Raw genomic sequence first — 17148 nt, 5'->3', positions numbered from 1 at the left:
CGCTCAGCCCGTGCTCGTACGGCTGTCGGCCAGCGACGCCTCCGCCTGGAGGCGGGTGAGGACGGTCGTCGGGTTGCCCGTCGAGGTGACCGCGGTGCCTATCTGCTTCTTGATGTCGGCGCTGATGGCGGCCCAGGACGTCTTGCCCGCCGGGTACAGCTGGGAGGTCGGGAGCTGTTCGAGGAAGGGGCGCAGCTGCTTGTCCTGCGGCTGCGTGGAGTCGGTCATCGCCTGGGACGCGGACGTGGTGACGGGCAGCAGGCCGTACTCGCGGGAGAAGGAGAGGACGTTCTTCTCGCTGTAGACGTAGTTGAGGAAGTCACCGACCTGGTCGGCGTGGCCGTTCTGCTTGAAGGCCGCCATCCAGTCGGCGACGCCCATGGAGGCGGTGCTGGTGGACTGCCCGGCCCGGGCGGGCATCGCGACGGTGCCGAACTTCACGCCCTTCTTCTCGGCCTGCTTGATGAGCGTGGGGTGGCCGTTGATCATGCCGACCTGGCCGTCGGCGAAGGCGGCGAACGCCGTCGCGCGGTTCAGCTTGCCGGGCGCCGTCGGGCCGGTCAGGCCCTTGCCGACCAGTTCGTCCTTGAGCCAGGTGAGGGTGTCGATGTTCTGCGTGGAGTTGATCGTGTACGTGCCGGAGTCGTCGGTGTAGCCGCTGCCGCCGCTGAGCAGCCACTGCATGGTCTCCGCCTGGGCCTCCTCGGGGCCGAGCGGCAGCGCGTACGGGTACTTCACACCGTTCGCCTCCAGCGCCTTCGCGTCGGCCGCGAGCTCGGTCCAGGTGGTGGGCGGGGTGGTGATGCCGGCCTCGGAGAAGAGCGTCTTGTTGTAGAAGAGGACGCGCGTGGAGGCGGCGAAGGGGATGCCGTACTGGGCGTGGTTCCACTGGCCCGCCTCGGCGAGCTGGGACGGGAAGTCGGCCTGGACCGGGATGGAGAGCAGGTCACCGGCCTCGTACAGCTTGCCGGCGGCCGCGTAGTCGGCGTACGAGCCGATCTGCGCCAGGTCGGGGGCCTTGTCGGCGGCGACCATGGCCTTGACCTTGCGGTCGACGTCGTTCCACGAGTAGACGCTGACGTCGATCTTCACGCCGGAGTGCTGGGCCTCGTACGCCCTGGCCAGCTTGTCCCAGTACTTCTGGGAGCTGTTGGCGGCGGAGTCGCCGTAGTCGGCCGCGACCAGTCTGAGGGTGACGTCCGAAGAACCCGTCGCCCCACAGCCACCGAGAACCGCCGTCATGCCCATGGTGGACACCACCGCGATCATTCCTGCCCTACGCCGCCGCACCCGCACTACCTCTGTCTAACTGTCTCGCCGTTCAATATGTGGACCCATAAGGTCTACACCACGTAAGTGGACTAGACCTCTTGCGGGTCGGCGGGCCACACTGTTCCCGTGAGACATGTCATCGCCCTGGACGTGGGCGGCACCGGAATGAAGGCCGCGCTGGTCGGCCCGGACGGCGAGCTGCTCCACCAGGACCGCCGGGCGACCGGCCGCGAACGCGGCCCGGACGCGGTCGTCGCCGCCATCCTCGACTTCGCCGCCGAGCTGCGGTCCTACGGCGAACAGCACCTCGGCGAGCCACCCGCCGCCGCGGGGGTCGCGGTACCGGGCATCGTCGACGAGCGGGCCGGCGTCGCCGTCTACGCCGCCAACCTCGGCTGGCGCGACGTCCCGCTGCGCGCCCTTCTCGCCGACCGCCTCTCCATCCCGGTCGCCCTCGGCCACGACGTGCGCACCGGCGGCCTGGCCGAGGGCCGGCTCGGCGCGGGCCGGGGAGCGGACCGCTTCTTCTTCGTCGCCCTCGGCACCGGCATCGCGGGCGGCTTCGGCCTGGACGGCCGGGTGGAGTCGGGCGCGCACGGCTTCGCGGGCGAGATCGGCCACATCGTCGTACGACCGCAGGGCGCGCCCTGTCCGTGCGGTCAGCGCGGCTGCCTGGAGCGGTACGCGTCGGCCGCCGCGGTGAGCGAGGCGTGGGCGAAGGCCTGCGGTGACCCCGACGCGGACGCGGCGGACTGCGCGAAGGCCGTCACGTCCGGCGACCCGAACGCCGTCCGGGTGTGGGGGGAGGCCGTGGCCGCCCTCGCCGACGGCCTGGTCACGGCCGTCACCCTCCTCGACCCCCGCGTCCTCATCATCGGCGGCGGCCTGGCGGAGGCGGGGGACGTGCTGTTCGAGCCGGTCCGGGACGCGGTGCGTGCCCGGGTCACCTTCCAGAAACTCCCGGCCATCGTCCCGGCCGAACTGGGAGACACGGCGGGCTGTTTGGGCGCGGGCCTGCTCGCCCAGGACTTGTTGACTACGACCACTACCGCGGAGGTAACCCCCTGATGGCTGCCAACGAGCGCGAGGACACCGCCCCGTCAGGGGCGCGGGGCAGTGCTCAATCTGCGGCTGCCGCCGCGTGGGCGCGAGCAACCACTACGCACCCGCAGCCGGGGTCAAACGGTCTGGTCCTCTCCGGAGCCCGCACAGTGCTCCCCACAGGCGTGGTCGACAAGGGCCGCGTAGTCGTCGACGGCACGAAAATCACCGCCGACGCCCCCAAGAACGCCCAGGTCGTCGACGTCACCGGCCACTGGCTCCTGCCCGGCTTCGTGGACATCCACAACCACGGCGGCGGCGGAGCCTCCTTCAGCTCCGGCACCGCGGAGCAGATCCTCACCGGCGTCCACACCCACCGCCTGCACGGCACGACCACCCTCGTCGCCTCCACCGTCACCGACGACATGGACGTCCTCGCCCGCCAGGCCGGTCTCCTCTCCGAACTGGCCGAGCAGGGCGAGATCGCCGGTGTCCACTTCGAGGGCCCGTTCATCTCCCCGTGCCGCAAGGGCGCCCACTCCGAGGCGCTGCTGCGCGACCCGGACCCGGCGGAGGTCCGCAAGCTGATCGACGCGGCGCGCGGCCACGCGAAGATGGTCACGCTGGCCACCGAACTCCCGGGCGGCATCGAGTCGGTACGACTCCTCGCCGAGCACGGTGTGATCGCCGCCGTCGGCCACACGGACGCGACGTACGAGCAGACGGTGGAGGCGATCGACGCCGGCGCCACGGTCGCCACGCACCTCTTCAACGCGATGCCGGCGCTGGGCCACCGCACGCCCGGCCCGATCGCCGCGCTCCTGGAGGACGAGCGGGTGACGGTCGAGCTGATCAACGACGGCACGCATCTCCACCCGGCCGCACTCCAACTCGCCTTCCACCACGCCGGTCCGGACCGCGTCGCGTTCATCACGGACGCGATGGACGCGGCCGGCGGCGGTGACGGCCGCTACCTGCTGGGCCCGTTGGAGGTCGAGGTCACGGACGGGGTCGCCCGGCTGGTGGAGGGCGGTTCGATCGCGGGGTCGACGCTGACGCTGGACCGCGCGCTGCGGCGGGCGGTGACCGTCGACCGGCTGCCCGTCGAGCACGCCGTCGCCGCGCTGTCCGCCAACCCGGCCCGGCTGCTGGGCCTGTACGACCGCGTCGGCTCCCTGGAACCCGGCAAGGACGCCGACCTGCTGCTCCTGGACGCGGACTTCACGCTGAAGGGCGTGATGCGCAAGGGCGCGTGGGTGGTCGTACCGGAACTGCCCGAACTGGCGCAACTGACCGAACTGGCGTGACTGCCTGAACTTCCCCGATATGCACTCCCCTTGAGAGACGGCGACCCTAGGCCGGTCGCCGTCTCTTTGGCATGATCGAGCCCCCCAGTTGATGGCACGGGCATATGCGAGGGAGGACGCCCGGTGATCCTCACCGTCACGCTGAACACCGCTCTGGACATCACGTACCGGGTCGGCGCCCTGCGCCCGCACGCCTCGCACCGGGTCTCGGCGGTGGCCGAACGGCCGGGTGGCAAGGGCGTGAACGTGGCCCGGGTACTGGCCGCGCTCGGCCACGGGACGACGGTGACCGGGTTCGCGGGCGGGGCCACGGGGTGGGCGGTGCGGGAGCGGCTGGCCGGGACGGCGGGGGTGGTGGACGCGCTGCTGCCGGTGGCCGGGGCGACCCGGCGCACGATCGCCGTCGTGGACGAACGGACGGGTGACACGACCCAGTTGAACGAGCCGGGGCCGCAGATAGCGCCCGCCGAGTGGGGCGCCTTCCTCGACCACTACGAGGAGCTGCTGTCGGACGCCTCGGCGGTGGCGCTGTGCGGGAGTCTGCCGCCGGGGGTGCCGGTGGGGGCGTACGCGGGGTTGATAAAGACGGCCCGTTCCGCGGGCGTCCCCGTCCTCCTCGACACCAGCGGGGAGCCACTGCGCCGCGGTGTCGCCGCCCGCCCCGACCTGGTCAAGCCGAACACCGAAGAACTCGCCGAACTCACCGGCTCCCACGACCCGTCCCGCGCCACCCAGGACGCCCGCCGGCGCGGCGCCCGCGCCGTCGTCGCCTCCCTCGGCCCACAGGGCCTGCTGGCACTCACCCCGGACGGCCGCTGGCACGCGACCCCACCCGCCGTCGAACACGGCAACCCCACCGGCGCCGGCGACTCCGCCGTCGCCGGCCTCCTCTCCGGCCTCGTCGAACAACTCCCCTGGCCCACCCGCCTGACCCGCGCGGTCGCCCTCTCAGCAGCGACCGTACGAGCCCCGGCGGCGGGCGAGTTCGACCACGCGGCCTACGAGAAGCTGCTGGGACAGATCACGGTGACGGGTGACACCACCGCGGCACGAGGGGCCGGTCCGTGATCCGTGGGGCTACTTGGTGACCTGCCCCTGCTTCACCCACATCTGGTCCAGCAGGACGTCGCAGCTGTCGCCGCTCTGGCAGGAGAGGGAGATCGTGTTGGTGCCCTTGGTGAGGGTCGGCCAGGAGTAGGTGGTCGTCCAGGCCTTGGTCGGGTCGTCCTGGTGCGTGTAGTTCTTCAGACCCATCTTGCTGCCGAACGCCTTGCCGTTGATGGTGAGCGTCATGCTCTGGTCCTTGATCGCGCTGTAGTGCGCGAAAACGGTGTAGGTGCCGTCCGACGGGATGCCGTTGACCGTCCAGGTGACGCCGGCGCCGGTCTGGTTGAGGTTCGTGACGTAGATGCCGCCGTCGGCCGTAGCGCCCTTGACGTCCGAGGCCAGGCTTGCGCCGCCGTCCAGGCGGAGGGTCTTCGCGTCCACCGGCGCGATGTCGCCCGAGGCCGATGCGGAGCTGGTGCTCGACGCGGACGGGGAGGCGCTCGTCGACTGGGTCGGGGACGTGGAGACGTCGCTGCTCGCCTTGTTGTCGTCGCCGTTGCCGTTCATCATGGCGACGCTGATGCCGATGACGACGGCGGCGACGACGGCGATGGCGCCGATGAGGAGGCCCTTGGTGTTGGGGCCCCGGCCGCGGCCGGGGTTCGGGGGGGCCTGGCGGGTGGTGGGGGCGCCGCCCGGGAAGGTCTCCGGGGCCTGGTAGGCCGCGGACGGCGGCTGGCCGTAGCCGCCGGGCTGCTGCTGGGGGATGGTCTGGCCGCCGTACTGCGCCTGCGGTGCCTGCTGCTGGCCGCCGTACGTGCGCTCGCCGACGGGTCGCACTCTGCTGACGGCGTTCGGGTAGCCGTAACCACCGGAGCCGGACGGCGGCTGGGCCCCTCGGGCCTGACCGTCGGCGTACAGGTAGCCGAACGGGTCGTCGTCCTCGGGCGTGCTCGCGCCGTTGTCGCCGGGCGTCATCCCTTGGTACTCCTCAACAGGTGCGGGCGGATGCGGTACAGGTATTGAATGTCGAGCCTACCCGGTCCGGCTGAGCCAAACAGGTGACTCGGACCGCATCAGCGCGATGACCTGCGGGTCATCCGGCACGGCGGTGCGCTTTGGGACGAGATCGTTTCTCTACGTACATCCGCTCGTCGGCGGACTTGAGGACTTCGTCCGCCGTCATGCCGCAGTGCGCCCATCCGATGCCGAAGCTGGCGCCCACCCGGACCGCCCGGCCCTCGGCGCGGATCGGCTGGATGATCTCGTTGCGCAGGCGTACGGCGAGGTCCTGGGCGTCGGCCTTGCCGAGCCCGTCGGCGAGGATGACGAACTCGTCGCCGCCGAGGCGGGCCACGGTGTCGCCGTCCCGGACGCCCCGGGTGAGCCTGCGGGCCACCTCGATGAGGACCGCGTCGCCCGCGTTGTGCCCGAACCGGTCGTTGATCGACTTGAAGCCGTCGAGGTCGCAGAAGAGCACCGCGAGCCCCTTGGCGCCGTCGTCGCGGCCCTCCTCGGGGGCGACGGTGTGCACGTGGTGGTCGTAGCCGCCGTCGTACGACTGTGTCACGCCGGCGAAGTCGAAGCCGTGGCCGTTGGCGTCGTAGGCGGGGTGGCCGTAGGCCGCGTCCAGGGACTCCAGGGCGCCGGCGTCGGCGCGCCGGCAGAGCCGGGAGGAGAGGCGGGAGCGGAGCTCGGCGGAGTTCGGCAGGCCGGTGAGGGAGTCGTGGGAGGCGCGGTGGGCGAGCTGGAGCTCGCGGCGCTTGCGTTCCTCTATGTCCTCGACGTGGGTGAGGAGGAAGCGGGGGCCGTCGGCCGCGTCGGCGACCACGCTGTTGCGGAGCGAGACCCAGACGTAGGTGCCGTCCCGGCGGCCGAGGCGGAGCTCGGCGCGGCCGCCCTCCGCCGAGGTGCGGAGCAGGGTGCCGATGTCCTCGGGGTGGACCAGGTCGGAGAAGGAGTAGCGGCGCATCGCGGAGGCGGGGCGGCCCAGCAGCCGGCACAGGGCGTCGTTGGTGCGCAGTATTCGGCCGTGCTGGTCGCCGCCCATCTCGGCTATCGCCATGCCGGAGGGGGCGTACTCGAAGGCCTGCCGGAAGGACTCCTCGCTGGCGCGCAGGGCCTGCTGCTCGCGCTCCAGCCTGACCAGTGCCCGCTGCATATTCGCACGTAGACGCGCGTTGCTGATCGCGATCGCGGCCTGGAAGGCGTACATCTGCAGGGCCTCGCGGCCCCAGGCGCCGGGGTGCCGGCCGTTGCGCGGGCGGTCGACGGAGATCACGCCGAGCAGTTCGCCGCAGGCACTGCCGGATATCCCGGGCGTGTACATCGGGGCGAAGAGCCGGTCGGAGGGGTGCCACTCGTCCTCGAAGCGCGGCGCCGGGCCGTCCGTGTACCACTGCGGGACGTCGTCGTCGTCGAGGACCCAGCCCTCGGTGTGCGGTATGAAGACGAGGTCGCCCCACTGCTCGCCCATGCCCAGCCGCCGGTCCCAGGACTCGCGGGAGCCGACCCGGCCGGTGATCAGGGCCTCGGCGGCGGAGTTCCCGGCGAAGGCGGCGACCACGAGGTCGCCCTCGGCGGGGCGTACGAGGTTGATGCAGGCCATCTCGTAGTTGAGGGCGGTGATGACGCCGTCGGCGACGGTCTGCAGTGTGTCCGCCAGGCTGCGGGCCGTGTTCATGTCGGCCATGACCTGGTGCAGCTGTCGCAGGGACGCAAGACGGACGTAGGGCTCCGACTCGGTCTCCATGCTCGCCCTCCCCCCGAGACCTCGCAGTGAATCAAGGGTCTGCTTCGGCGCTACTTTTCCCCGCCACTGAATCACAGCGCGCTGCCCACTCGGTACACAGGGTCAACAATTAATGCCCCTTGTGACTCAAGTCACAGGAGAACGTGAACAATTGAGTGGAGTTTCTGCGTTTTCCCTGTGCGTTTACTGAACACAACCTTTGGGTGCGTGCACACATGATGCACGTTACGACCCTTCACCCGCCCTTGGTCCTAGGACCCGGCTCGGGCCGATGGCCGATGCGGTCGCGCCGGGTCCGAGATTAGCGTTTCGGGCGTGCTGAAGACTCCCTCCCCCACCGCCGCCGAACCCACCGGGCATGCTGTGGGGGTGAGCAACGATGCGTTCAAGGCCGCCATGTCCCGGCTGGCCGCGGGCGTGGTCCTGGTGACCGCGCAGGAGCCGCCGCTCGACCCCGGCGACCCGCTGGCGCCGGCCGGCGAGAACGTCGGCATGACGGCCACCGCGTTCCTCTCGGTGTCGCTCGACCCCCCGTTGGTGCTGGTCAGCCTGCGTACGGGGGCCCGTATGGACGACCTCCTGGACGAACAGCCGCTGTGGGCGGTCTCCGTGCTCACCGAGAGCCAGCGGCACATCGCGGGCCGCTTCTCGATGAAGGGCCGCATCAGCGACCGCCTGCTCTTCGAGGACATCCCGTACGTCCGCGGCGAGGTCACCGGCGCCCCGCTGGTCGGCGGCGCCCTCGCGACCCTGGAGTGCCGCACCGAACAGCGGGTCACGGCCGGCGACCACACCCTCGTCATCGGACGCGTCCTCACCGCCGAACTCCCGAGCGCGGAAGGCGGTCCGCTGATGTATTTCCGGGGTCGCTACCGGCAGTTGGGCTGAGCCGAGAAGACCGCGCGGTCGGTTTATTAAATTCCGCGCACGGCCGCCTTTTCCGAACGGCGAATTCCCTAACCGAGATCCGGGCCGAAGTCGGTGCCGGTGCCGCGGTCGATGTCGGTGTCGATGTCGATGTCGAGTTCGGCGACTCGCGCCGGGTCGGTCACGATGTCCAGCACGGCGATGCGGTCGCGAACGACCGTGAAGGCGAGGGTCCGCTCCGGACGGCCGTCGGCGAGGACGACGATCCCGGGCACGCCGTTGATCAGCGCCGGCACGCCGGGGCCGACGAGACGCGCGAACCGGGTCGCGCCGGTGGCGACCGCGGCGGCGCCCGTGGTCACCCCGACCTCGGTGCGGGCCACCACGTCGGGGTCGAGCACCCGCAGCAGCCCGTCGAAGTCACCGGCCCGCGCGGCGGCCAGAAAGGCGTCGACGAGTTCGCGCTGCCGGGCCAGGTCGGCGTCCGGGGCGCCGTGCGGGCCGCGCACCCGGCGCCGGGCCCGGCTGGCCAGCTGACGGGCGGCGGCGGGGTTGCGACCGAGAATCCCCGCGACCTCCTCGAAGGGCACCGCGAACAGGTCGTGCAGCACGAACGCGAGCCGCTCGGCGGGGGTGAGGGTGTCCAGGACGACCAGCAGGGCGACCCCGACCGTGTCGGCGAGCAGGGCGTCCTGTTCCGGGTCGGCGGCGGGGCCGGGGAGTTCCACCGGGCCGCCGCCGGCCTCCAGGGACTCCTCCGCGCGCGACTTCCGGGACCGCAGCATGTCCAGGCAGACCCGGCCCACGACGGTGGTGAGCCAGCCGCCCAGGTTCTCCACCCGTCCGCTGTCGGCCCGGCTCAGCCGGAACCACGCCTCCTGCACCGCGTCGTCGGCCTCGGCGACCGACCCGAGCATGCGGTGCGCGACGGCACGCAGCCGGGGGCGGTGCGCCTCGAAACGCTCGGCGAGGAAGTCGTCGTCAGTGCTCATGGCGGTACCACCCGTGGCCGTAGTCCGTCCGCCGCTCGGCGGCCTTCACCGGACTGACGGATGAGGTGACCCGGATGTGACGGGGGGCGGCCACTAGGACCAGTCGCGGCCGGTCCGCCCCCGCTTGGTCTCCGACCGCTGCTTCTTCTCCCGCAGCCGGCGTTCGTTGATCCCGCGCGGGATGCGGGTCGGCGTGCGCGGCTTGGGCGGGGGCGCGGTGGCCTCCGCGAGGAGCGCGGCGAGGCGTACGGCGGCGGTCTCGCGGTTGCGCCACTGCGACCGGTGCTCGGACGACCGTACGACGACCACGCCGTCGACGAGCCGCCCGGCCAGCCGTGCCAGCGCCCGCTCCTTCCACACCGGGGGCAGCGCCTCGGTGGCGGCCAGGTCGAAGCGCAGCTCCACCTGCGAGTCACTGGTGTTGACGTGCTGTCCGCCCGGCCCGGACGACCGCGAGAAACGCCAGTTGAGCTCGGCCTCGGGGAGCGAGACGGAGCCGCGGATGACATAGGGACCGGACATGGCTCCATGGTCGCGCGGCTGACCGGCACACGTCACGCGAATATCGTTCATCACCCGTTTGGTAAAGAAAGTAAAGCGAGGTGGAACCTTCGGTACCCCTCGTGGCGTTCATACGGGTAGCTGTAGCTTCGAGCCCGTACGCCGCACGGCAGTACGCACACAAGGGAAAGGACTCCCCGACCATGGCTGTAAGCCTGTCCAAGGGTGGCAACGTCTCGCTCACCAAGGAGGCTCCGGGCCTGACCGCCGTCACCGTGGGCCTCGGCTGGGACGTCCGCACCACCACCGGCACGGACTTCGACCTGGATGCCTCCGCCATCGCGGTCAACCCGCAGGGCAAGGTCTACTCCGACGCCCACTTCGTCTTCTTCAACAACAAGCAGACCCCGGACCAGACCATCGTCCACACGGGCGACAACCGCACCGGCGAGGGCGCGGGCGACGACGAGGCGATCAACGTCAACCTGGCGGGCCTCCCCGCCGACATCGACAAGATCGTCTTCCCGGTCTCGATCTACGACGCGGAGACCCGCTCGCAGAACTTCGGCCAGGTCCGCAACGCCTACATCCGCATCGTCAACCAGGCCGGCGGCGCCGAGATCGCCCGCTACGACCTCTCCGAGGACGCCGCGACCGAGACCGCCATGGTCTTCGGCGAGCTGTACCGCAACGGCGCCGAGTGGAAGTTCCGCGCGGTCGGCCAGGGTTACGCCTCCGGCCTCGTCGGCATCGCCCAGGACTTCGGCGTCAACGTCTGACGAACGTTGCGTGGGAGCCTCCGGCGCCGCCGGGGCTCCCACGCCGGTCAGTCCCCGACCACGTACGGCACGAAGGCCGCCCAGGCGGAGGTGCCGAGGGCGAGTCGGGGGCCGGGGCCTGTGCGGTACTTGGAGTCGCGGATGTGGATGGTGGTGGGGGTGGGGGCTATTTCGAGGCAGGATTCGCCGTTGGTGCCGCCGCTGTAGCTGCTCTTGAACCAGGCCAGGGCGACTTCTACGCAGCTGTCGCCGTCGGGGCCGTCGCTGTAGCTGCTCTTGAACCACGCCAAGTCGGAGGGATCTCCGGCAGAGGTCTTGCGGATCATGTCTCTCCCAGCAGTTGCTCGATGAAAGCCAGCGACTCTCGTGGCGTGAGCGCCTGAGCCCGGATGGTGCCATAGCGCAGCTCAAGGATCCGTAGCTCTTTCGGATCGGAGGTCAGGCGACCGCTGTACGCACCGTCGGAGCGACCCACTGCCGAGCCATCCGGGAACTTCAGCACCTCGATCTTTCCGCTCAGCCCTGGGTGGGCTTCGGCATTCGTCGGCATCACCTGGAGGGTGACGTTCCGCAACTGGCCCACCTCCAGCAGACGTTCGAGTTGCCGTCGCCAAACCATTGTGCCTCCGACCGGCCGACGCAGCGTCGCCTCCTCCTGGACGAAGCTGAGCGCTGGTGCAGGCGAGCGGTCGAAGATGGACGCTCGGGCCATACGGGCAGCTACCCGCCGCTCCGCCTCCTCCGGCGAATAAGCCGGTTGCCACGCCTCAAACAATGCCCGCGCGTGCTCAGGCGTCTGCAACAAACCGTGCAGACTGAGCCCGACATACACCCCGATCTCCACCGCCTGCCCCTCCAACTTGGCAAGCTCCCGCACCTTTTTCGGATACCGGACCCGCTTCACGTCCTCCCAGGTCGCCGAGATCAGCCCACCCGCGCCGAGGACCTCGTCCGCCCTGTTCAGGTACTCCTGTCGGGGAATCCGCTTGCCGCCCTCGATCTTGTAGACCATGTCCTCCCCGTAGCCGACCGCCACCCCGAACTCGGCGGCGCGCATCCCCACCGCTTCCCGGCGCAGCTTCAGCTGGCGGCCGACCGTGGCGATGACCGCGACGCCCCAGTCGTCGTCCGGGTCGACCTCCCAGCCCGGCTCGGCCACCTCGCCGTCCACGCTCATCCCGTACACCTCTTTCCCGACAGCCAAGACAGCACTGGACAAGCGCCGGACAGTCACCGTACGTAAGGCCTCCGTCACTGTTCACGGTACGCACGCGCGGCCACGCTGAGTGATGTGAACGACGAAATCTCCACCCCCGTCCGCAACATGAGCCTGCGGTTCTCGTCCACGCCGAGGGGCGCCCGGCTGGCCCGGCTGCTGGCCACCGAACAACTGCGTGCCTGGGAACTGCCGTTGGACCCGGCGAGGCAGATCGTGGCGGAGCTGGCGGCGAACGCGGCGACGCACGGCCGGGTGCCGGGGCGCGACTTCGGCCTCACGCTCTACGTCGTAGGGCACACGCTGCGGATCGAGGTCACGGACACGCGTGGTGACCGTCCGCCGCACGCCCAGTCCCCGGCGCCGGACGCGGAGTCGGGCCGGGGCCTGGTCCTCGTGGAGGCGCTCGCCGACAAGTGGGGCGTGGCGCCGGGGCTGTCACCGCGCAAGGCGGTGTGGGCCGAGATCGACGTGTCGCCGTAGGCCGGACAGGCGCTGGGGGTCAGTGGACGTCCACGAAGTCCTGCGCCGAGCGGCTGGCGAAGTGGGTGTTGTTGCCCGCGTAGTCGATCACCCAGGTGCCGTCCTTCGTCGCCTTCGGCTTGGCGGTGAAGTGGCCGGTGCTGTTGGTGGTCACCGTGGTCACGGTCTTCCAGGTGGTGGTTCCGGTCGCCCGGAACAGGACGGCGACCCGCTGACCGCCGTACGCCTTCCAGGCCGTGGTGTTGTGCTGCAGGAGCCCCTTCACGGTGAGGGTCTTCCCCTTGGTCACCGGCTGCGGGGTGATCTTCAGGGAGGTGACCCGGCTGGCGGTCCGGGACTGCTTGAGCGCGCTGGTGACCTGGTCCTGGTAGGTCGTGGAGGCACGGTGGTGCGCCCGGTACCAGCCGGAGGTGCGGTTGGCGGCGCCGCTCGTGAACGAGCCGTCGGCCGCGGCCTTGCCGGTGGCCACCCGGGTCCATCCGGTGCGTCCGTTCGCCGAGTACTCCAGGTCCACGGCCTCGCCGGCGAGGCCGGGCGAACGGCTCTCGGTCGCCGCCAGCTTGCCACTGGCCGTGACCTTGTGGTCGGCGCCCAGTGCGGCCTTGAAGCCCGTGATCGACAGGGGCATCCGCACCTGCTGGGTGGCGTCGCCCCAGGAGTTGGTGAAGTAGGGGGCCTCCGCGGCCGAGGCGATGGAGAAGGTGCCCGGACGGCTGACGGTGAGCTGCACGCTGTACGAGCCGTCGGCGCCGGTCACCACGCTGCCGGAGAAGGCGGGAGTGGAGCCCCCGTCGCTGTAGGTCACCTGGAGCGTGCGGCCCGCCAGGGGGTGCACGATGTACGGGCTGACCTGCTCGGTCCAGGTCGCCTTGCCGGACAGGGTGACCGTGGCGCCGGAGTCCACCGGGGAGGCCGAGGTCTTGGCGTCGAGCCTGACGGCGCCGTCGATCCGGCCGAGGCCGGGCGCCAGTTTGCAGAACGCGGTGCCCGAGACGTGCGCCGCCGCATCGGTGCCCGGGTTGCCGGTCACCGTGATCCAGGCGCCGCCCGCCACGGTGATCGGCTGGCTGAAACTGCCGTCGGCGGCCAGCTGGGCGTCCACCGCGTTCGGGTCCTGCTCGGTCTCGTCGAGCCAGCGCACGGTCGCGAGGCCGGTGTACGGCTGGAGTTGGCCGGTGTAGGGATCGCGGCCGAGCACCTTGCCGGAGACGGTCACCGTGCGGTGGTCGGCGTCGGACGCGGCCAGGTCGGTGTGGGCCGCCTGGACGACCGGCTGGACGGTGTAGTCCACGTCGCCGCGCAGCATCGTGGACAGACCCGGGGATTTGATGATCGGTGCCTCGACGTACGCGCTCCAGGTGCCGTAGGCGTCGAGGTGGATCGGCCCGTCGGTCTGCCAGGTGTTCGCGGTACCCGTGGGCACCCAGCTGACCGGCACGGTCCACGAGCCGACGTGCAGCTCGGTCGGCAGGCTGTTCACGCTGGTGTCCAGCTTCAGCACGACCACGCCACGCTGGTTCGGCAGGCTGTGGAGGGCGTCCTTCTGCGGGGTGGAGTCGTCGGTCGAGGAACAGGCGGGCAATGTCACGGCCGCCGCGGACGGGGCCGCGACCGTCGCCGCGGCCGCGGTGAGGAGCGCGGCCGTGAGGGCCGCGGTCAGGTTCCTCGGTACCGAAGTCTTCGTCATATGAACGATCATGACCACCGATCGGTCAAATAACCTGATTCCGCAGGGGAGTTGTGGCGAACATGTGACCTGGAAACGGTCGCCTGGCCTAGGCCGTGTCTGGCAATCGTTCGCGAGAGGGTTGACGGAGCCAAAGGACGAGTGAGGCGATGTGGAGTCCGGCCCGGTAGCGGGTTGCCAGCTTGTCGAAGGGTCGAAGGCCGGTGGTCTGCCGCCGTTTCTGCCGCGGCGCCGGCGATTGGCCCTTGCCGGGGGTGAGGACGACAGCCAGCGGCAGGCCCCGGCCGTCGCAGGCGAGGTGGACTTTGGTGGTCAGCCCGCCGCGGGAGCGGCCCAGCGCCTGGTCGGCCGCCGGGCGTGCTGAACCCTCCACCCCGCCGTTCGCGCCCGCCGCCTTTTCCGGGCACCGGCCGCGTGCTGGTGGGAGCGGTTGATGGTGGAGTCCACCGACACGGTCCATTCCACCGCTCCGACGGAGTCGTCCCGCGCCTGAATCTGCTGCAGGAGGCGGGCCCAGGTCCCGTCCCGCTCCCAACGGGCGAACCGCTCATGAACCGTCTGCCACGGCCCGTACCGTTCCGGCGGGTCACGCCAGGGAGCACCTGTTCGCAACCGCCATAACACGCCGTTGGTTACCTGCCGGTGGTCACGCCACGGACGGCCGGGTCCATCGGCAGCCGGCAACAGGGGCTTCAGCGCCTCCCGTGCAGGGTCCGTCAGCTCGCCGCGTCCTGTCACCGGATCGTTCACGAACTGGCCCTCATGCAGCCGTGGGCGTCTGCGTCCTGGCTTGGCGCACCCCGCGCAGGGCGCCGGACCAGGCGATCACCTGGTCGAGCATGTCGCCTACGGCGGTGTCGAGGCCCTCCTGGGGGACGAAGGTGCCGGTGTGGAACGAGGGGTGTGTCGAGATGGTGGGCTGGGCGCGGACCGTGGCCACCTGGAGTTCGGCGAGGACGAGCCGCAGCGCCTCGGCGGCCCGGGCCCCGGCGACCCAGCCGCCGTAGCTGATGATCCCGGCGGCCTTGTCGTTCCACTCCCGGTAGACGTAGTCCAGGGCGTTCTTCAGGGCTCCGGGGTAGGAGTGGTTGTACTCGGGGACGAGGAACACGTAGCCGTCGAAGCTGTCGATGAGTGAGCCCCAGGCGCGGGTGTGGTCGTGCTGGTACTGCTGGAAGTTCGGGTTGCCGGGCTCGTCGAGGTTGCCGAGGCCGTGGTCGGCGAGGTCGATGAGTTCGTAGTCGGCTCCACCGTGGGCACGGGCGGCCTCCAGTGCCCAGGCGGCGATCTGGTCGCCGCGGCGACCGGGGCGGGTGCTTCCGAGGATGAGTGCGATGCGAAGCGGCATGGTCTTCCTTCCCAGAGAGTTGTCACGTCAACTCTAGATCGAGGGGAGTTGAAGTGACAACTCTGCTGGTCGCGGTATCCTCGGCGGCATGACGGAGACTCGATCGCTGGAACCCGAGGAGTGGAAGTTCTGGGATACCTGGATGCGCGCACAGCGTCTGCTCACCAGGGAGCTGGAGCGTGGTCTACAGCGCGACTGCGATGTCTCGAAGGCCGAGTTCAGCGTGCTGGTGACGCTGTGGCAAGCTGCCGGCCGCGAGATGCGTGTCGGCGAGCTCTCCGAGTCGCTCGACTGGGACAAGAGCCGCGTCTCACATCAGCTGACGCGCATGGAAAAACGCGGCTTCGTCAAGCGCACCCAATACGCGGCCGATGGTCGCCGCGCGGGGATCGGGCTGACCGCCGAGGGTCGCCGCGCCGCCCAGAATGCCGTGCTTGTGCACGGCGGCAACATCCGCCGCCACTTTCTCGACTCACTGACCCCCGAGCAGGCATCAGTCATCCGGGCATGGAGCGAGCAAGCAGTCGATCGCCTCGACCGGCATGGCAGCGACGCTGCCGGCGACGGCGCGTCCTAGACCGCGTCTCGCACCGCCCTCACAGAACCCGCAGATACGGCCCTGGGCATTGCCAGACAGGCCCTAGGCCGGGGCCACCGGGCACGGGCCGACGTCACCGTCGCCCGGAAACGCGGACTCCGGTCGCGAGGGACGTCACCACCAAAGGAACGACGGGGAGAAAGAACCCTGCCAAGCCCCACCCCTCCCGCCCGTCGCGCAGCGTCACTCCCGCGAGTGAATATGCCCAAGTCAGCTGGATTTGGGGAGGGTTGCGTGCCCTACGCTCGGCGCAACAACCGCAGAAAGACTTCGGCCCCCGCCGGGACGGCAATCCCAGTGCGAGGGCCTGACCACCCAGGAAGTGAACGCCTTCCCGATGGATACCGAAAACCCTAGCGCGCCCTCGTGCGCCCAGCCCCGTGTTGCCGCCAAGAAGCACCCGAACCGGGGGTCCGGCGGCGGGCTCATTCACGAACACACCCGCCACACCTCGCACTTCACCGTCGTCGGCAACGACCTGGCCCAGCACCCCGACCTGTCGGGGCTCGCGATCGGCATCGGCACACACATCCAGTCGCTTCCGGCCGGCGCCAAGGTCGACATCAAGACGCTGGCGGAGCGCCTGAAGGAGGGCCGGACCCGTATCGCTGCCGCGCTGCGGGAACTTGAGGCGGTCGGCTACCTGCGCCGCGAACACGTACGGCTGCCCGACGGCCGCATCATCACCCGCACGGTCTTCTGCAACCGACCCGGCCACAGCGGCCGCGCCCGTCAGCCCGAGACTGCGACCGCAGCCGCAGCACGACCGAAGCCGCCGCAGAAGCCCGCCCGAAAGGCCGCCCTCCCGCCCGTACCGCAGCCCTCGTGTGCCGCGCCCGCGCTGCTCCATCAATCCCTCGACCTGCTCGTACGCCTCCGCCGCCACGACTCCCGCCTCCTGCTCTCGGCCACGGACACCGAGCACCTGGCCCCCGGAGTCGCCGCCTGGCTGGAACGGGACGTCAGCGCAGCCGCCGTAGCCCGCGCCCTGACCGCCGACCTGCCACCCGAGGACCTACGCCGCCCCGCCGCCCTGCTCGCCCACCGGCTGACGGACCGGCTCCCCCCACCACCGCCGTTCCGCACCCCGGCACCACAACCGCCCGTAGCGATCCGAGTACACAACTGCGACAGCTGCGACCGCGGCTTCCGATCGCCCGCCCCCGGACTCTGCCGCGACTGCCGAACCGATCCCCCTGGAGGCCGCCTAGCATGAAAGCGACGATCCTTGCCCCTGGGCACAGACGAGGAGCGAGCG

The 17148-nt window shown here is 70.6% G+C and carries 17 protein-coding genes and 1 pseudogene; 8 read left to right on the top strand and 10 right to left on the bottom strand.

The genetic code is table 11. The annotated features are described in order from the left end of the window. Window positions 1–3: 3 nt before the first annotated feature. Complete coding sequence (locus tag ACGFZS_RS38670) at window positions 4–1269, bottom strand: extracellular solute-binding protein (RefSeq protein ID WP_393799028.1); 1266 nt, start codon at window positions 1267–1269, stop codon at window positions 4–6. Between the two features lie 129 nt (window positions 1270–1398). Here ACGFZS_RS38670 and ACGFZS_RS38665 point away from each other — a divergent pair, with 129 nt between their 5' ends. From ACGFZS_RS38665 to ACGFZS_RS38655, 3 genes are all read left to right on the top strand, one after another. After that, window positions 1399–2340 (top strand): ROK family protein, encoded by a 942-nt coding sequence (locus ACGFZS_RS38665; protein ID WP_393799027.1) that lies wholly within the window; start codon window positions 1399–1401, stop codon window positions 2338–2340. After that, entirely contained in the window at window positions 2340–3620 is a 1281-nt protein-coding gene (nagA, locus tag ACGFZS_RS38660) for an N-acetylglucosamine-6-phosphate deacetylase (protein ID WP_393799026.1), read from the top strand. Before ACGFZS_RS38665 ends, nagA begins: the two co-directional genes overlap by 1 nt. A 123-nt stretch (window positions 3621–3743) precedes the next feature. Further along, on the top strand, window positions 3744–4688 hold the full coding sequence (locus ACGFZS_RS38655; RefSeq protein ID WP_393799025.1) for a 1-phosphofructokinase family hexose kinase: 945 nt from the start codon (window positions 3744–3746) through the stop codon (window positions 4686–4688). A 9-nt stretch (window positions 4689–4697) separates the two neighbouring features. Here the strand turns inward: ACGFZS_RS38655 and ACGFZS_RS38650 are convergent, their stop codons facing one another. After that, the gene (locus tag ACGFZS_RS38650; RefSeq protein WP_393799024.1) at window positions 4698–5645 is read right to left on the bottom strand and encodes a carbohydrate-binding protein; all 948 of its coding nucleotides are present in this window, start codon (window positions 5643–5645) and stop codon (window positions 4698–4700) included. Between the two features lie 118 nt (window positions 5646–5763). After that, window positions 5764–7419 (bottom strand): diguanylate cyclase CdgB, encoded by a 1656-nt coding sequence (gene cdgB / locus ACGFZS_RS38645; RefSeq protein ID WP_393799023.1) that lies wholly within the window; start codon window positions 7417–7419, stop codon window positions 5764–5766. 369 nt (window positions 7420–7788) lie between these two features. Here cdgB and ACGFZS_RS38640 point away from each other — a divergent pair, with 369 nt between their 5' ends. Then, window positions 7789–8307 carry a flavin reductase family protein gene (locus ACGFZS_RS38640; protein WP_393799022.1) on the top strand — a complete coding sequence of 173 codons (519 nt, stop codon included), beginning with the start codon at window positions 7789–7791 and terminating at the stop codon, window positions 8305–8307. 68 nt (window positions 8308–8375) lie between these two features. Here ACGFZS_RS38640 and ACGFZS_RS38635 read toward each other — a convergent pair whose 3' ends face one another. Together ACGFZS_RS38635 and arfB are read right to left on the bottom strand one after the other, a co-directional pair. After that, window positions 8376–9278: a sigma-70 family RNA polymerase sigma factor gene (locus ACGFZS_RS38635; RefSeq protein ID WP_393799021.1), complete on the bottom strand. Its 903-nt coding sequence runs from the start codon at window positions 9276–9278 to the stop codon at window positions 8376–8378. A 93-nt stretch (window positions 9279–9371) separates the two neighbouring features. Further along, window positions 9372–9800, bottom strand: a complete 429-nt coding sequence (arfB, locus tag ACGFZS_RS38630; RefSeq protein WP_359207518.1) for an alternative ribosome rescue aminoacyl-tRNA hydrolase ArfB — start codon at window positions 9798–9800, stop codon at window positions 9372–9374. 182 nt (window positions 9801–9982) lie between these two features. Between arfB and ACGFZS_RS38625 the strand changes: the two genes are divergently transcribed. After that, window positions 9983–10558: a TerD family protein gene (locus tag ACGFZS_RS38625; protein WP_393799020.1), complete on the top strand. Its 576-nt coding sequence runs from the start codon at window positions 9983–9985 to the stop codon at window positions 10556–10558. A gap of 47 nt (window positions 10559–10605) precedes the next feature. On the opposite strand, the gene ACGFZS_RS38620 is transcribed toward ACGFZS_RS38625, so the two are convergent. Together ACGFZS_RS38620 and ACGFZS_RS38615 are read right to left on the bottom strand one after the other, a co-directional pair. Further along, a complete protein-coding gene (locus ACGFZS_RS38620) occupies window positions 10606–10884 on the bottom strand; it encodes a DUF397 domain-containing protein (protein WP_393799019.1) in 279 nt (92 codons plus the stop codon). Then, window positions 10881–11735: a helix-turn-helix domain-containing protein gene (locus tag ACGFZS_RS38615; RefSeq protein WP_393799018.1), complete on the bottom strand. Its 855-nt coding sequence runs from the start codon at window positions 11733–11735 to the stop codon at window positions 10881–10883. The genes ACGFZS_RS38620 and ACGFZS_RS38615 overlap by 4 nt, the downstream gene beginning before the upstream one ends. A gap of 147 nt (window positions 11736–11882) precedes the next feature. On the opposite strand from ACGFZS_RS38615, the gene ACGFZS_RS38610 reads away from it, so the two are divergent. Further along, window positions 11883–12257 (top strand): ATP-binding protein, encoded by a 375-nt coding sequence (locus ACGFZS_RS38610; protein ID WP_393799132.1) that lies wholly within the window; start codon window positions 11883–11885, stop codon window positions 12255–12257. 19 nt (window positions 12258–12276) lie between these two features. Here the strand turns inward: ACGFZS_RS38610 and ACGFZS_RS38605 are convergent, their stop codons facing one another. The 3 genes and pseudogenes from ACGFZS_RS38605 to ACGFZS_RS38595 all read right to left on the bottom strand — a co-directional run bounded on the left by ACGFZS_RS38605 (window position 12277) and on the right by ACGFZS_RS38595 (window position 15292). Further along, window positions 12277–13944 carry a hypothetical protein gene (locus ACGFZS_RS38605; protein ID WP_393799017.1) on the bottom strand — a complete coding sequence of 556 codons (1668 nt, stop codon included), beginning with the start codon at window positions 13942–13944 and terminating at the stop codon, window positions 12277–12279. Window positions 13945–14032: 88 nt separating this feature from the next. Continuing rightward, a pseudogene (locus ACGFZS_RS38600) lies at window positions 14033–14682 on the bottom strand (IS5 family transposase). Between the two features lie 22 nt (window positions 14683–14704). Further along, a complete protein-coding gene (locus ACGFZS_RS38595) occupies window positions 14705–15292 on the bottom strand; it encodes an NADPH-dependent FMN reductase (RefSeq protein WP_393799016.1) in 588 nt (195 codons plus the stop codon). An 88-nt stretch (window positions 15293–15380) separates the two neighbouring features. Here ACGFZS_RS38595 and ACGFZS_RS38590 point away from each other — a divergent pair, with 88 nt between their 5' ends. Beyond that, window positions 15381–15869 carry a MarR family transcriptional regulator gene (locus tag ACGFZS_RS38590; protein WP_365688301.1) on the top strand — a complete coding sequence of 163 codons (489 nt, stop codon included), beginning with the start codon at window positions 15381–15383 and terminating at the stop codon, window positions 15867–15869. A gap of 358 nt (window positions 15870–16227) precedes the next feature. Next, entirely contained in the window at window positions 16228–17106 is an 879-nt protein-coding gene (locus ACGFZS_RS38585; RefSeq protein ID WP_393799015.1) for a helix-turn-helix domain-containing protein, read from the top strand. Window positions 17107–17148 lie beyond the last annotated feature (42 nt).

The sequence above is a fragment of the Streptomyces sp. NPDC048288 genome, assembly GCF_043201555.1.
Classification (GTDB): Bacteria; Actinomycetota; Actinomycetes; order Streptomycetales; family Streptomycetaceae; genus Streptomyces.
Note: the sequence above shows the minus strand (reverse complement) of the source record. Positions and strands in the feature narration are given on the sequence as shown.